The organism is Aurantimicrobium sp. INA4 (assembly GCF_027924525.1).
GTDB lineage: Bacteria > Actinomycetota > Actinomycetes > Actinomycetales > Microbacteriaceae > Aurantimicrobium.
Genome location: NZ_AP027040.1, coordinates 882489 through 897657 on the forward strand (window position 1 = coordinate 882489; position 15169 = coordinate 897657).

The 15169-nt window shown below is 50.3% G+C and carries 13 protein-coding genes; 6 read left to right on the top strand and 7 right to left on the bottom strand.

Features of this window, described 5'->3' with window-relative positions:
• Positions 1–2: 2 nt before the first annotated feature.
• Both AINA4_RS04375 and dut read right to left on the bottom strand, forming a co-directional pair.
• On the bottom strand, positions 3–602 hold the full coding sequence (locus tag AINA4_RS04375) for a DUF3710 domain-containing protein (RefSeq protein ID WP_281786302.1): 600 nt from the start codon (positions 600–602) through the stop codon (positions 3–5).
• Positions 599–1054 (bottom strand): dUTP diphosphatase, encoded by a 456-nt coding sequence (dut, locus tag AINA4_RS04380; RefSeq protein WP_281786303.1) that lies wholly within the window; start codon positions 1052–1054, stop codon positions 599–601. Before dut ends, AINA4_RS04375 begins: the two co-directional genes overlap by 4 nt.
• A 39-nt stretch (positions 1055–1093) precedes the next feature.
• Between dut and AINA4_RS04385 the strand changes: the two genes are divergently transcribed.
• A complete protein-coding gene (locus AINA4_RS04385; protein ID WP_281786304.1) occupies positions 1094–1534 on the top strand; it encodes a DUF3093 domain-containing protein in 441 nt (146 codons plus the stop codon).
• A 46-nt stretch (positions 1535–1580) separates the two neighbouring features.
• Here the strand turns inward: AINA4_RS04385 and AINA4_RS04390 are convergent, their stop codons facing one another.
• Positions 1581–1877 (bottom strand): DUF4193 domain-containing protein, encoded by a 297-nt coding sequence (locus AINA4_RS04390; RefSeq protein WP_096380944.1) that lies wholly within the window; start codon positions 1875–1877, stop codon positions 1581–1583.
• Positions 1878–2082: 205 nt separating this feature from the next.
• On the opposite strand from AINA4_RS04390, the gene sepH reads away from it, so the two are divergent.
• The gene (sepH, locus tag AINA4_RS04395; RefSeq protein WP_281786305.1) at positions 2083–3108 is read left to right on the top strand and encodes a septation protein SepH; all 1026 of its coding nucleotides are present in this window, start codon (positions 2083–2085) and stop codon (positions 3106–3108) included.
• Here sepH and AINA4_RS04400 read toward each other — a convergent pair.
• Positions 3105–4259: a nucleotide pyrophosphatase/phosphodiesterase family protein gene (locus AINA4_RS04400; protein WP_281786306.1), complete on the bottom strand. Its 1155-nt coding sequence runs from the start codon at positions 4257–4259 to the stop codon at positions 3105–3107. The genes sepH and AINA4_RS04400 overlap by 4 nt on opposite strands.
• 70 nt (positions 4260–4329) lie before the next feature.
• Here AINA4_RS04400 and AINA4_RS04405 point away from each other — a divergent pair, with 70 nt between their 5' ends.
• Entirely contained in the window at positions 4330–6786 is a 2457-nt protein-coding gene (locus tag AINA4_RS04405; protein WP_281786307.1) for a DNA topoisomerase IV subunit A, read from the top strand.
• Here the strand turns inward: AINA4_RS04405 and AINA4_RS04410 are convergent, their stop codons facing one another.
• Entirely contained in the window at positions 6787–8868 is a 2082-nt protein-coding gene (locus AINA4_RS04410) for a DNA topoisomerase IV subunit B (protein ID WP_281786308.1), read from the bottom strand.
• A 174-nt stretch (positions 8869–9042) separates the two neighbouring features.
• Here AINA4_RS04410 and AINA4_RS04415 point away from each other — a divergent pair, with 174 nt between their 5' ends.
• A complete protein-coding gene (locus AINA4_RS04415; RefSeq protein WP_096380928.1) occupies positions 9043–9273 on the top strand; it encodes a hypothetical protein in 231 nt (76 codons plus the stop codon).
• Between the two features lie 54 nt (positions 9274–9327).
• Here the strand turns inward: AINA4_RS04415 and AINA4_RS04420 are convergent, their stop codons facing one another.
• Both AINA4_RS04420 and AINA4_RS04425 read right to left on the bottom strand, forming a co-directional pair.
• Complete coding sequence (locus tag AINA4_RS04420; protein ID WP_348773297.1) at positions 9328–11157, bottom strand: RNA polymerase sigma factor; 1830 nt, start codon at positions 11155–11157, stop codon at positions 9328–9330.
• Positions 11158–11211: 54 nt separating this feature from the next.
• Positions 11212–12138: a PAC2 family protein gene (locus AINA4_RS04425; protein ID WP_281786310.1), complete on the bottom strand. Its 927-nt coding sequence runs from the start codon at positions 12136–12138 to the stop codon at positions 11212–11214.
• 84 nt (positions 12139–12222) lie between these two features.
• Here AINA4_RS04425 and AINA4_RS04430 point away from each other — a divergent pair, with 84 nt between their 5' ends.
• Together AINA4_RS04430 and lpdA are read left to right on the top strand one after the other, a co-directional pair.
• Complete coding sequence (locus AINA4_RS04430; RefSeq protein WP_281786311.1) at positions 12223–13698, top strand: leucyl aminopeptidase; 1476 nt, start codon at positions 12223–12225, stop codon at positions 13696–13698.
• Between the two features lie 89 nt (positions 13699–13787).
• Positions 13788–15161 (top strand): dihydrolipoyl dehydrogenase, encoded by a 1374-nt coding sequence (gene lpdA / locus AINA4_RS04435; RefSeq protein WP_281786312.1) that lies wholly within the window; start codon positions 13788–13790, stop codon positions 15159–15161.
• The last annotated feature ends 8 nt before the right edge of the window (positions 15162–15169 follow it).

Genomic DNA, 15169 nt, shown 5'->3' on the forward strand with positions numbered 1-15169 from the left:
AGTTAGGCGCCTGTAGGCGTAGCACCAGCGGCCTGCTCAGGAACACGAAGCGGCAATAGTTCACGAGGCGGAACAGGCTGTTGCCCTCGAACTACAACAATGTCCCGGAAGAGTTCAATCATTGTTGCCCGCTTGTCGGCTTCCACAGCAGCAGGGCCGGCAATAACTCCACGTAGGAACCAGCGAGGCCCGTCTACACCGATGAAACACACATCTTGGAAGACCTGTTTGCCCTCAACCATTGCAGGGACGCGTGTCAACAAATCTGGCCCAATTTCGGTAAGCCCCTCAGTCACCGAACCACCCTGAGCTGCAATCTGTTCAGAAAGTTGGTGACGTACTTCGTGCCACAAACCGCCAGAGCGTGTGGAGGCAAAAACCTGAACTTGAAGGGTTGAGCCTTGGAAATCCAAAGCAACCGCAATCACTCGACCAGTTCCTTCTTCAACTTCAAGACGGAGATTCAATCCCTCACGAGGGATGAGCTTGAGAGAACCAAGATCAACATATGGGCGAACGCCACTTACTTCAGATTCATCAAAAGGACCCAGCGTGCTTCGATCTGACGGAGCACTTTTTGCTTCAGAAATTGATTCACTCATTTGCCTTGTTCCGTTCTGTGGGCAATTCCAGTAGATCCAAAACCAGACTCGCCCCGTTCACTTGCAGGAAGTTTGTCGACTGGAATAAATCGCGCTTGAACCACTGGCATCACAATCATCTGGGCAATGCGATCACCCTTATTTATCGTAAATGGCTCGCGGAGGTCAGTGTTCAGCAACGTTACTTTGAGCTCGCCACGGTACCCGGCATCAACTGTTCCTGGTGAATTAACTACGGTAATGCCGTGTTTTGAAGCCAATCCTGAACGAGGAACTACGAACGCTACATAACCTGCTGGGAGTGCAATAGAGACTCCAGTTGCGACAGTTGCACGCTCACCAGGTTGCAGAACTACTTCTTCTGAAGAAGATAAATCAGCACCGGCATCTCCGGGATGTGAATAAGTGGGGATTGTCTCAGCCGTAATGAGAACTTCAATTGTTTGGTCCACGTGTCGAGGTTAGCCGAGATTTAGTGGTCGAATAGATGTATGACTACGTTTCGTGAAGTTTTACGACCATCTGCGTGGATGTATTTTGCTGCCACATTCATGATTCCCACCGTGATTTTGGTGTGCGCGCCATTCAACCTCACCCTGGGCGTCATCCTGTCGGTGGTCATCTATCTCGCCATTGTCATCCCAATGTTCGCTCTGTCTCCGGTTATCGAGTTGACCGATAAGGAGCTGAGAGTTGGTAAAGCTCACATTTCTCGCGAATTTATTGGCAGAGTGAGTGCATACTCCGGCAACTATGCCATTGCAGCGCGTGGCCCTGAACTTGATGCCCGTGCCTGGATTTTTTTGCGTGGATGGATCAATCCTGTAGTCCGTGTTGACATTAACGACCCCGCAGACCCAACACCGTATTGGCTGTTTTCTACGCGAAAGCCAGAAGAGCTAGTTGCGGCACTTCGTGCAGGTCGCCAATAGTTAAACACATAATGGCCGGCGTTAACACCGGCCATTATGTTGAAGTTTAGAAGGCGCATTCCTTGCAAACAGGGCCTAATTTTTCTTCGTGATCTACCTGTGATCGGTGCTTGACGAGGAAACAGCTCACGCAAGTGAATTCGTCGTCTTGTGGCGGCAAGACCACAACATCTAACTCGAGGTCTGAGAGGTCAGCGCCCGCGAGCTCAAAACCACCTGGGTTATCAGCATCTTCACCGTCAACAGCCCCCGAGAGTTTGTCGGGCACGCGCTCCTTGAGCGCTTCAATGGACTCGGTGTCGTCATTGTCTGTTTTGCGAGGTGCGTCGTAATCAGTAGCCATCTTTATGTTCCAAATCGTCACGTCACCGACTCAAAAATACGCCGGCGCGGACAGTTTGCCCGATTGTGGCCAGAAATACAAAATCTTCTTAGGCGTGTTGTCCCTTGCATGGCCAATTAGGTCGGCACGCGCGGAAGTTAAGGAGAAGAAATACATTTTCATGGAATTCTCTACACATACACTTTTGCCCTAGGAGCTTGCAAATATGCGTGAACTGAAAGTCATCGATGTCGATGGTGCAGATCTCATCCTTGCTGACCAGGAGGGTGAGGAGTTCCGGGCAAGTGTGGACGAAACTTCATTACGTCGCTTACGACACTCTCGAATCGTCGATGAAGGTCCCCGAGTCTCCCCCAAAGACATTCAGGCGCACCTTCGTGCGGGATTGTCCAATGAGGAAATTTCAGCCCTTACTGGAGCCAGCCTTGATTTGATTCAACGTTTTGAATCACCCGTGTTGGCTGAACGAGAATTCATTATTTCTTCTGCACTTGCCGTCCCTACCCAGGACACGGTTTCTACAGATACAGGCAATCTCAGCTCCGCTTTTGGATCCGTCATCACTCAACGTCTCCTCAGCCTGGGAGCGACGTCAGAGCGTTGGGCCACCTGGAAAGAAGAGTCTGGAAACTGGACTATCAAGCTGGAATTCGCCTCTAATGGCATCGAACACGATGCTCGGTGGTCTTTTGATTCCAAAAAACGGACACTTAGTCCCATCAACAGTGACGCATCGACCCTTTCTCAAAAAGGCGATCTCTCCAGCGGCTTAATTCCGAAACTCCGTGCAGTAGCAGTCGATACCGCTGCACTCGAGGCCACTCAACCATTGACTGAAACAGTCGAAGGACCAGTCTCAGAAATCGGAGCACCGACTACTCAAGATGACGCATCAACACAGTCACGCGAACACAGCCCCACTGCTGATCTCCTAGAAGCCCTTCGCAAGCGCCGCAACGAACGTGAATCAACACCTGCCTGGCTCAAAGACGAAGTCTCTGCAAGCACGGACTCTCATGAAAGCATTCCGCAAGAAGACACAATCATTTCCGGAGTTACCGTCGAATTGGATTCGACGTTGACCTTCACTGAACCTTTTGATGTTTCCACTCCTGAGGTGGAACCCACGCAGGCAAACGATTCAAAACCTGTCAACAAAACCGGCCGGCCAACAATGCCCTCCTGGGATGACATTGTTTTTGGCACGCGGTCTGACGACGACCCTGCCTAGTTTCGTGAAAAACCTGCAAGTTTGATGGCAGGAACGTGCATCTCGATGACCGAAACTCCCCCGTGTTGGCCAACCATAGACCTTCCCTTCAACGTGGTATCTCTGGCGTCATAAAACACAACATTTTTGTTTGACAAAAGAAAAACGTCTCCGGCTCGACCGGCAACTTCTGTATTCAGTTCAGGAAATAGCCCTGATTCGACAAGCTGTTCTTGTGTAAGCACCGAGGCAATCCCGTCAAAATCTTTCTGCCACTCAGCAATGAAGTCTTTTTTATCACTGGGTGATACCGAATCAAGGAAATAGAGCTGAGGACAACGAGGTTCACCGCCAATGGAAGCAATGCGCTCAAAAAACGAAGAACTATTTCCGAGAAGGAAATGTTTGGATTGGGGAATGTCAATCACTCCATGATCTGCTGTAACAAACAGACCAATATCGTCAGGTAGGTGTGCGGAAAGAGCTGCTATAGCTGCATCGACGTCTTCAAGAACAGTGGCCCACTCTGGAGAATCCACACCCTTTTTATGAGAAATCTCATCCAGCTCAGAAATGTAGACGACACCCAACTGGGGCGAAGTTGCACGAATCAGAGCTGACGACTGTGCCATACGATCATCAAGTGAATTTGCCCCCACATAACTGGCTCCTCGATAAATGACGCTCGTTAAGGTGGAATCAGCAAATCGTGAGTGCCCAACCACGAATGAAGTGCACCCCTGTTTGGCGACATCAACAAACAATGGTTCAGCTTTAAGCCAGTGTTGTGGATTCTCAATCGCTTTAAGGCCTGAGAGCTGATTAATCAGATCGCCTGTTTCGGGATCCCTGATTTGATAACCAAGCATCCCATGAACGCCGGGGAGCACTCCGGTAGTGAAAGACGTCAGAGCCGCGGCAGTTGTACTAGGAAAAACTGTTTCTAACGGATCCGATTCCAGCGTTGCCTGCGCAAGAAATCTTGCATGACCACGGGCATTACGAAGATTGTGAAAACCTAAACCGTCAATCACAACGACGATTGCTGAGCGAACAGAAGGTAAATCTAGTGCGTTCTCGTAACCACTAAGTCCCATGCTAGAAAAGCAACTTGGCAAAACTTCGGCAAGGCTCAGCAGGCCAGAATTGCGCGTCGGTAACATGTTTGACATCGAGGTCAGTCTGCCATAGTTCACCATCCCGACGCAGAAAATCCTCTCCAGAACAACGGAAGTATTGAGTATGGCACCCCACTCCCAACAGCACGATTCTGTTGAGCGCATTGAAGACATTGATGTCTCAACGGAGATGCGGGATTCCTTCCTTGAATATGCCTATTCCGTTATCTATTCGCGAGCATTGCCCGATGCTCGGGACGGGCTGAAACCAGTACAACGTCGAATCCTATTCATGATGAATGAGATGGGACTCCGACCTGACAAAGGTCACGTGAAATCAGCGCGTGTAGTTGGTGAAGTTATGGGGAAGCTTCACCCGCATGGTGACGCATCCATTTACGATGCCCTCGTGCGCTTGGCACAAGACTTTTCTTTACGTCTCCCGCTGATTGATGGTCATGGAAACTTTGGGTCTCTCGACGACGGTCCAGCAGCGGCGCGTTATACAGAGGCTCGACTGGCTCCCTCTGCTTTAGCAATGACCGCCAATATGGATGAAAACGTAGTGGATTTTGTCCCCAACTATGACAATCAATTTCAACAACCTGATGTCCTCCCCGCCGCGTATCCGAATCTTCTCGTTAACGGCGCCAGTGGTATTGCAGTGGGTATGGCCACCAATATGGCGCCCCATAACCTCATCGAGGTTATTGAAGCGTCAATTCACCTTCTGAGGAACCCCCAGGCAACTTTGGATGAATTGATGGCATTTGTTCCAGGGCCAGATCTTCCCTCCGGCGGAATCATCATGGGCCTGGACGGCATTCGTGAGGCTTACGAAACTGGTCGAGGAAGTTTCAAGACCCGCGCCAAAGTAACCATTGGGAGTGTTTCCGCACGAAAAATGGGTATCACCGTGACCGAATTGCCCTATTTGGTTGGGCCAGAAAAAGTCATCGACAAAATCAAAGATGGTGTGACGAGTAAGAAACTCAATGGAATTTCAAACGTCATTGACCTCACTGATCGTCACCACGGACTCAAACTTGTCATTGAAATAAAGACTGGCTTTGACCCCGAGGCTGTTCTGGAGCAGCTCTATCGCTACACCCCGCTTGAAGATTCGTTCAGCATCAACAACGTTGCCCTCGTGGACGGTGGACCCCAAACTTTGGGACTGCGGGAGATGCTGTCGGTCTATGTTTCCCATAGGAAATCCGTTGTCGAACGTCGTTCACAATTCCGTCTCGCCAAGCGTCAAGACAGGCTTCATCTTGTTGATGGTTTGCTCATTGCGATTATGGATATCGATGAGGTAATTCAACTTATTCGTCAAAGCGATGACACCGATCAGGCACGTCAGCGCCTCATTGAGGTATTCGAGCTGTCCGTGGCTCAAGCTGATTACATTCTTGAACTACGTCTGCGCCGTCTGACCAAATTCTCGCGCGTGGAGTTAGAAGCTGAAGCAGATGCGCTTCGTAAAGAGATTGCTGCCCTCGAAGAAATTCTTTCTTCTGAAAAACGACTAATTGACGTTGTTGTGACTGAGCTGTCAGAAACAGCCAAGACTTTGGGCACACCGCGTAGGACGGTGTTATCAACATCCACAATTGCACCTGCAACTACGAGTGCGCGTGCAGCTTCACGTGAGCCCGAGGCACTCCAGTTGGAAGACACCCCTTGTCGAGTATTACTTTCCAGCACAGGCAAGCTCGTTCGTGTAGACCTTTCAGATGCAGATGAGCGCATTACTCAAGGAACACATCGCACAGCTAACGATGGAATCCGATCTGATGTGATTTCTTCTCGTCGAGGAATAATTGGTGCGGTTACAAACACTGGTCGACTTCTCCAGTTCTCCCCTGTCTCTCTCCCTGGGGTTCCAGCATCCAGCGTTTCATTAGCTGCCGCTGTCAACAGCTCCGATTACATCGAGCTTGAATCCCAAGAACATATCGTCGGGTTAGTCCCCCTGGGGACAACAGACGTCTTCGCCCTCGGCACGAGCGAGGGTGTAGTCAAGCGCATTCAAGGTGAAGCATTCCCTGCAAAGTCGGGAAACTCCATCATTGCTTTGAAAGACTCTGATCAAGTTGTGGGAATTTGCACAGCCTCAGATTCTTCGGAACTAGTTTTTGTCACCTCTGACGCTCAACTCTTACGCTTTAGCGCTGAGAACGTTCGCCCGCAGGGAGCCACTGCAGGCGGTATGGCAGGTATTCGAGTATCTGACAATGCCCGAGTGATTTACTTCACAACAGTAGAAGCAGAGGATGCACGTGTGGTTACTGTCTCAACATCCTCCAACACTCTGTTAGGAACTGATGCAGGGCGAGCTAAAACCTCACTGTTGGCAGATTTTCCTGCAAAAGGTCGTGGCACCGGTGGTGTCCGGGCTCAAACATTCCTCAAGGGTGAAGATGCTCTTGCAATTGCGTGGGTTGGTATAGGAACTCCGCGAGCAAACTCTCTGGATGGAATGCCTCGTGAGTTGCCTGGAGATATTTCTAAGCGTGATGCTTCGGGTGCTCTGCTCGAAGCAGATATTGCATTTATTGGGTCAGCAGTCAGCGACTAACTAGACGTCTATTCGGTCACGAGAAAGGCCGGAAGATCCTTCGATAATGAAATCTCGTCGTGGGCCAACATCGTTTCCCATCAACAGTTCAAATACCGTATCTGCCATTGCCGCATCCTCAACACCCACTCTACGTAGTGTTCTGGCAGAACGATCCATGGTTGTTGTAGCAAGTTGATCTGCGTCCATTTCACCCAAGCCTTTATAGCGCTGGATGGGTTCCTGATAACGTTTCCCGGCCTTTGCCAGACCGGCCAAAACTGATTGCAACTCTGTTTCCGAGTATGTGTATATCGTCTCATTCGGCTTCGTTCCCGGGTTGATCACGACAACTCTGTGAAGTGGAGGAACAGCAGCGAAAACGCGACCGGCTTCGATCAGAGGCCTCATGTAACGGAAAAACAGGGTTAGTAGAAGAGTTCGAATATGAGCACCATCCACGTCAGCGTCAGACATCAAAATGATCTTGCCATAGCGTGCCGAATCTAAATCAAAGCTGCGGCCAGAACCGGCGCCAATAACCTGAATGATGGAGGCGCATTCAGTGTTGTTGAGCATGTCTGATACAGAAGCCTTTTGAACGTTCAGGATCTTTCCACGAATGGGCAATAAAGCTTGATACTCACTATTGCGTGCAAGTTTTGCAGTCCCCAAAGCAGAGTCACCCTCAACAATGAACAGCTCTGATTGCTCAACATCATTACTGCGGCAATCAACCAGCTTTGCAGGAAGGCTCGATGTTTCCAGCGCATTCTTACGTCGCTGAGTTTCCTTGTGAGTGCGAGCCGAAATGCGACTCTTCATCTCAGAAACAATCTTTTCTAATAAGAGCGCGGATTGAGTCTTGTCGTCACGTTTGGACGACGTAAGGCGTGCAGCAAGCTGTTTGTTTACAACAGAGGAAACAATGGCTTTGACGGCTGGTGTCCCCAAAACTTCCTTCGTTTGACCTTCAAACTGTGGTTCGGGAAGGCGAACGGTGACTACTGCTGTCAATCCAGCAAGGACATCATCTTTTTCAACCTTGTCATTACCTGCTTTGAGCTTGCGAGCGTTTGCTTCTACTTGGGAACGGATCACCTTCAGAAGTGCTTGCTCAAAACCTTGCTGATGAGTTCCGCCCTTAGGAGTGGAAATAATGTTTACAAAAGTCTGAAGTTCGGTTTCGTAACCTGTGCCCCAGCGAAGAGCAATATCAACACCACAGGTGCGCTCGACCTCTGAAAGAGCCATGTTTCCATCTGGTCCCAGTACCGGGACGGTTTCAGTGAACTGTCCTTCTCCAGTCAACCTCCAGATGTCGGTGACTGCACTATCTGGGGCGAGGTATTCAACAAATTCGCTGATACCACCGTTGTAAGAAAAACGAGACTCGAGTACTTCAGGGCCACGCTCATCAACGATGTGCATCTCGAGACCCGGCACCAAGAAGGCTGTTTGTCGAGCGCGGGCTTCCAAGTCTTCAGTTTGGAACGTGGCACCTGGAGTAAAGATTTGGCGATCAGCCCAGTATCGAACACGGGTACCTGTCACGCCCTTAGCCACCTTGCCCTTGACGGTGAGAGAACTACCCTCCTCAAAAGGTGTGAAGGGATTTGAGGGTGAGATTCCTGTGCTGTCATCAAAGATGCCCGGTTCTCCTCGGCGGAAAGACATGCTCCATGTCTTGCCATCGCGGTCAACTTCGACGTCCAATCGTTCGGAGAGTGCGTTGACAACTGAGGCTCCAACACCATGTAGACCACCAGATGCTGCATAGGACCCCGAACCAAATTTTCCACCTGCGTGGAGTTTGGTAAAGACAACTTCAACACCGGTGAGGCCTGTTTTCGGCTCAACATCGACAGGAATTCCACGCGCCTTGTCGCGAACCTCAACACTGGAATCAGGGTGAAGTTGAATTTCGATGGACTTACCAAAGCCGCCTAAAGCCTCGTCAACTGAGTTGTCGATAATTTCCCATAAACAGTGCATTAACCCACGAGAGTCGGTTGTACCGATGTACATTCCGGGACGCTTACGAACCGCTTCCAATCCTTCAAGCACGGATAAATGGCGAGCAGAATACTCAGATGAACTCACGCGACTCCTCAATAACAATGTGACGCATTTGAACAGTAGTTTGCAGTCTGCCAATTTTCTTGATGCCACGACGAGCATTGCTATACGCGGTCAGCGAAATGCCCTCTAATCCCAGCGATTTTTCCAGAACTTCATGGTTATATGTGCTTAGTACTTCAATAAGGAGGAGCCACCATGACCACAGCAACGACTGAACCCAGTGAAGTTGCTTCCGAGCTAACCAGTCTTGACCGCTGTGACAGCTGTGGCGCACAGGCATATGTTCGCGCAACCATGCCCGCTGGTGGAGTTCTCTTGTTTTGCGCACATCATGCAACCAAGCACCGTGAGAAGCTCACCGGTTTGGGAGCGCAATGGCACGATGAAACTGCCAAACTACACGCGTCCAATGACCGCTCAATCTAAGACAAATTAACAGCAAAATGGCCCGGATTTTCCGGGCCATTTTTGTCAAGCGATTTACTCGAGGTAGTCGCGAAGGGACTGCGAACGAGAAGGGTGGCGAAGTTTTGCCATCGTCTTTGATTCGATCTGGCGGATACGCTCACGAGTAACCCCAAAAGTGTCACCGATTTGATCGAGGGTTTTTGGAATACCATCACCGAGACCAAAGCGCATACGAATAACGCCTGCTTCACGCTCAGAGAGCGAATCAAGTAGAGATTCAAGCTGCTTTTGGAGCATGGTAAATCCAACAGCATCCGCCGGAACAACAGCTTCGGTGTCTTCAATTAGGTCACCGAACTCACTGTCTCCATCTTCACCCAGTGGTGTGTGAAGCGAGATGGGCTCACGGCCGTACTTCTGAACTTCGACAACCTTCTCAGGGGTCATATCTAATTCGCGCGAGAGTTCTTCAGGAGTTGGTTCGCGACCAAGATCTTGAAGCATCTGACGCTGAACACGAGCAAGCTTGTTGATGACTTCAACCATGTGGACAGGGATACGAATGGTTCGTGCCTGGTCCGCCATAGCGCGAGTAATTGCTTGACGAATCCACCACGTTGCATACGTGGAGAACTTGAAACCCTTGGTGTAGTCGAACTTTTCAACTGCACGAATCAGGCCCAGGTTTCCCTCTTGAATGAGGTCTAGGAATTGCATTCCGCGACCGGTGTAACGCTTTGCAAGGGAAACAACAAGACGGAGGTTCGCACCCAACAAGTGACTCTTTGCGCGCTGTCCGTCGCGTGCAACCCAGCGAAGTTCACGTTCCAGCTGCTTAGGCAAGTTCTTCTTCGTTGCGAGGCGGTCTTCAGCAAATAAGCCAGCTTCAATGCGCAAAGCAAGTTCTACCTCTTCGACGGCGTTAAGAAGAGGAACTTTACCGATTTGCTTGAGGTAGTCCTTGACTGGGTCAGCCGTAGCACCGGTGATGGCTGTTGAAATTACTGGAATGTCATCGTCATCGTCTGCCATGGACAAAACGATCGCACCAGTTGGCAGAGGTTCTTTGATTACTGCAGGACGGTTAGGCTTTTCTTCGTCGTCTTCGAGTGCGTCATCTTCCACGACTTCAACAACCACTGCTTCGATAACCACGTCGTCGTCAAGATCTTCAACGTCGACTTCGTCTTCAGCATCCTCGTCAGCAGCTTTAACTTTACCGCGGCCCTTCTTGGGTGCGATTACAGCTGGAGCTGCTTCCTCGGAAAGAAGAGCGTTTGCCATTTTCTCAAGCTCAGCTTTGGTCGGCTTCTTTGCTTTTGCGGCAGTCTTGGAATCTTCTACCGACTGAGCCTTTGCAGACTTGGTTGCGATTTTCGGGGCAGAATCCTGAGGTGCTGATTTCGCTACCGGGGGTTTGGCTACCGTTTTCTTTGCAGGAGTTTTGGCTACTGCAGTAGCGGTCTTTGCGGTTGACTTTGAAGCAGCTTTGGGTTCTGCCTTGGCAACGGGCTTTGCAGCAGCCTTAGCGGCTGGTGCTTTAGCAGGAGTTTTAGCTGAAGTTGCTTTGGGGGCATCTTTCGCGGGTGCTTTAGCAGGAGCTTTAGCAGGCGCTTTAGCAGCGGTTTCCTTTGCGGTAGCTTTCACTGGTGCTTTAGGAGTGGAAGCTTTAGCAGCGGGTGCTTTCGCAGTGGGTGCTTTTACAGATGCCTTAGCAGGAGTCTTGGTCGGTGTTGCAGGAGCTGTTTTCTTTGCGGCAGGAGCCTTCACTGATGCAGTACTTTCTGGGGCAGGCTCGACAACAGCGTTCTTGGACTTTCCAAATAACGACGCAATCAGCGACTTTGGTTTGGGGTTTGTCTTATCTGTTGCCATGAGCAGTGCTCTCCTGTTCGGGGGCATAACTTGGACCCTTGTCAAGTCCCTCGGAGAGGGGATGACTGGGTCCTGTATTTATTATCGCATGTCTCCAGGCTCTTCCGAACCACGTCGATAAGCCAAGAATTCCTCAAGTTCTGCAGCAATCTCATCCGCAGTCGGTAATTCACCCTCAACGTCTGTCAGTGGAGAGCGAACACCATTTTCTTTCATGTAGGAGTCGTACCGTTGTTCCAGAGTGTGAACTAGTTTGCTCAGTTCTTCATTGGTCTCAACTTGTTCATCAATCTTTGAGATGAATTCGCGGCCTTCTTCTCGCAATTGGTCTGTGGGAAAAATGAGTCCCGTTGACGAACTCACGCTCTCTAGTGCGGTCAAAGCGGCAGAAGGAAACTCTGTGTCGGCGAGGTAATGAGGAATAAGTAACACAAAGCCGACAACCTCTTGGTCAGACTCTTGGAGTCTGTATTCGACTAAATGCATTGCATTTGCTGGAACTTGGGTGTGTGGCTTCCAAACTGAATATTGATCAATCAGGTCTCCGCGGTTACCACTCACAGTTGTTCCAATTGGTCGGGTGTGAGGAACAGGCATAGGAATCGCGTGCACCCATGTGGTGTGGGAGATGTTAAATCGTTCGACAAAAGCCAAAACCTGGCGGCTAAACGCTTCCCATTTAAAGTCCGGTTCATAACCAGCAAGCAAGATAAATGGACGATTGATTTCATCATTTACTAGATAGAAGGCAAGTCGTGGCGGTTCGAAGCCAGTGAGATGGTCTTGGTCAAAGTAAATTGTGGGGCGCCTGGCGCGATAATCCAACAGTTCATCTGCATCAAACTCTGCAATAAGTTGAGAATCCATTGTGTCGACTATGTAATCGGTGAATGCAGTGACGGCAGACCCAGAATCAGCAAAACCAGTTAGACCCGCTACCAGAGGAAGACCGTGCGGAATGAGCGCTTCATCCATTTTGAAGTGAAGAAGTTGAGAATGCTCAGGCATGTTTCCATTCTACGTTTGCACCAAGTCTTCCCAGTTCACGCGTGGGACAAACACTTCGGCTCAACAACTCCATAGTCTGATTTTGTGAATATCCCTTCTTGCGCGCTCGTAAACAAACCTTCTTCAGGATCAATAGTTGTCGTGGGAGCATCAGTTTCCAAGAAAAAAATCACACTCTCAGGTTCGTATTCATCAAGTTCGCTTGCTTCCTTGAGTGCACCGCTAGGAATTAATGGCGAAGCCGATACATTTACGCGTGTCGTTGACCCCACCAATCCCAAGCGCGTTCTTGCCATTGTGGGCTTAGGCCCCACTCCCCTGACACAACAGGCATTGCGCAACGCAGCTGCCGTTGCTTCACGGCGCTTGACCGATAGCTCCAACATCACTTTTGACTTTGGAGCAGAATCAGAGGAGGACATTGAGGCAATAGCCGAAGGAGCTCTGTTAGGTTCCTACAGCTTCCAGAAATACAAGAGTTCCTCTTCAAGCTCTTACAAGCTGGAAGGTATAGAGATCATTGCGCCCAAGAAATTAGCTCCAGCGCTCTCGCGAAGTGAAATAACTGCTTCTTCGGTCGCTTTAGTCAAAGATCTTGTGAACACCCCCGCGAATGATCTCTATCCCGCTAGCTTCACTACAGCTGCCCAAGAGGCAATCAAGGGTTTACCAATTAAGGCCACAGTCTGGGATGAAAAGGCCCTCGCAAAAGATGGATTTGGGGGAATTCTTGGAGTTGGTCAGGGTTCATCACGTCCACCTCGATTGATGAAACTGGAGTACTCACCTCGCCAAGCACGGCACAAAATAGCTCTGGTCGGTAAGGGTATAACTTTCGACACTGGTGGACTATCACTCAAATCCGGTGCCGGCATGATTGGCATGAAATATGACATGACAGGTGCCGCATCTGTTCTTGCAGTCATACGTGCTGCAGCTCAGCTCAAACTCAAAGTAAAAATCACTGCGTGGTTGTGTCTTGCAGAAAACATGCCTTCAGGGACTGCTACCCGCCCGAATGATGTCCTGACAATTCGTGGCGGAAAAACTGTTGAGGTACTTAACACTGATGCTGAGGGAAGGCTTGTTCTAGCTGACGGTCTTGCTGCGGCCAGTGAAGAAAAGCCCGACCTCATCGTTGACGTGGCCACCCTGACCGGAGCTGCAACAACAGCCCTGGGGACAAGGTATACAGGCGCAATGGGAGATGAAAAATCAATTTCCCACCTCGTGGAACTCGGCAAGGCAGTAGGTGAAACCTTCTGGCACATGCCATTACCTCAAGAAATCCGCGGATACCTCAATTCAGACATTGCAGACCTTGCAAACATCAAACAGGGAAACACCGCTGCAGGAATGCTCGTGGGTGCAACATTCCTCCAGCAATTTATTGGTAAAACTTCCGACAAAGATGATGCTCCACTCATCCCTTGGATTCACCTCGATATCGCAAACACAGCTAACAACGCCGGAGCCCCATTTGGTGTTGTTGCATCAGGTCCCACCGGTGTTGCCGTGCGCACGCTCATCAAGCTCTCTGAGAGTTTTGCTTCGGCGTAGTAGTCTCTATGAGGTTAACTTCCTCGAAGTTCCACAGTTTTATCGTTCCTCATCGAACACAAAAATCACCTCTCTAAAGGAAAAGAATCTTGGCTGAACTCAACTTTGATCTCGTAGTCCTCGGTGGCGGTAGCGGTGGTTACTCCGCCGCGATTCGCGCAGCTGAACTCGGAATGTCTGTTGCTTTGATTGAAAAGAACAAGCTTGGTGGCACCTGCCTTCACGTTGGCTGTATTCCCACCAAGGCCATGCTGCACGCAGCAGAGGTTGCTGATAACGCCCGTGAAGCACACGAATGTGGCATCAACGCAACATTCACTGGTGTAGATATGGACCGCGTCAACGCTTTCCGTGAGGACATTATCACCAAGAAGTTCAAGGGACTCGGAGGCCTCATCAAGGCCCGCGGTATTACTGTCATCGAGGGCGAAGGTCGCCTCGTCTCCCCCAACAGCATCGCTGTTGGCGCTGACACCATCGTTGGAAAGAACATTGTGCTAGCCACTGGTTCTTACTCCAAATCACTTCCTGGACTTGAAATCGGTGGCCGCGTTATCACCAGCGAGCACGCCCTCCAGATGAACTATGTGCCCAACAAGGTTGCCATTCTTGGTGGCGGTGTTATTGGCGTGGAGTTCGCATCTGTGTGGAAGAGCTTTGGTTCTGAGGTAGTGATCATTGAAGGTCTTCCCCACCTTGTTCCTAACGAAGAAGAGAGCATTTCCAAGGCTCTTGAGCGCGCCTACCGTAAGCGCGGAATCGACTACAAGCTCGGAGTTCGCTTCCAGGGTGTGACTCAAAATGATTCTGGTGTTGTCGTCACCCTTGAAAGTGGCGAAACCGTCGAAGCTGATCTTCTCCTTGTCGCTGTTGGTCGTGGACCTGCAACTGCCGGCTGTGGTTTCGAAGAAGTCGGCATCACCATGGACCGTGGTTACGTCATCACCAATGAACGACTTGCCACCAACATCCCTGGCGTTTACGCAGTGGGTGACATCGTCCCAGGCCTTCAGCTTGCACACCGTGGTTACCAGCAAGGCTTCTTCGTTGCAGAAGAAATCGCTGGACTTAACCCTGTTGTCATCAGTGACACCAACATTCCCAAGGTCACCTATTGCGAGCCTGAAATTGCATCCGTTGGACTCACTGAGGCAAAGGCTGCGGAACAGTATGGTGCGGACAAGATTGCTGCCTACGACTACAACCTTGCTGGTAACGGCAAGAGCGAAATCTTGGGAACTGCAGGTTCAGTGAAGGTAGTTCGCCTGGTAGATGGCCCCGTAGTCGGGGTTCACATGATTGGTGCTCGCGTCGGCGAACTCATCGGTGAAGCACAGCTGGTTGTCAATTGGGAAGCACACCCAGAAGACATCGCACCACTTCTTCACGCTCACCCAACTCAGAACGAGTCTTTGGGTGAAGCATTCTTGTACCTAGCAGGCAAGCCACTACACACCCTGTAGACCACCTA

What these genes read in the sequence shown, in the direction of transcription:
- AINA4_RS04375 (WP_281786302.1), bottom strand. Translation starts at nt 602, where the DNA reads ATGAGTGAATCAATTTCTGAAGCAAAAAGTGCTCCGTCAGATCGAAGC.
- AINA4_RS04385 (WP_281786304.1), top strand. Translation starts at nt 1,094, where the DNA reads ATGACTACGTTTCGTGAAGTTTTACGACCATCTGCGTGGATGTATTTT.
- AINA4_RS04390 (WP_096380944.1), bottom strand. Translation starts at nt 1,877, where the DNA reads ATGGCTACTGATTACGACGCACCTCGCAAAACAGACAATGACGACACC.
- sepH (WP_281786305.1), top strand. Translation starts at nt 2,083, where the DNA reads ATGCGTGAACTGAAAGTCATCGATGTCGATGGTGCAGATCTCATCCTT.
- AINA4_RS04400 (WP_281786306.1), bottom strand. Translation starts at nt 4,259, where the DNA reads ATGTCAAACATGTTACCGACGCGCAATTCTGGCCTGCTGAGCCTTGCC.
- AINA4_RS04405 (WP_281786307.1), top strand. Translation starts at nt 4,330, where the DNA reads ATGGCACCCCACTCCCAACAGCACGATTCTGTTGAGCGCATTGAAGAC.
- AINA4_RS04415 (WP_096380928.1), top strand. Translation starts at nt 9,043, where the DNA reads ATGACCACAGCAACGACTGAACCCAGTGAAGTTGCTTCCGAGCTAACC.
- AINA4_RS04420 (WP_348773297.1), bottom strand. Translation starts at nt 11,157, where the DNA reads ATGCCCCCGAACAGGAGAGCACTGCTCATGGCAACAGATAAGACAAAC.
- AINA4_RS04425 (WP_281786310.1), bottom strand. Translation starts at nt 12,138, where the DNA reads ATGCCTGAGCATTCTCAACTTCTTCACTTCAAAATGGATGAAGCGCTC.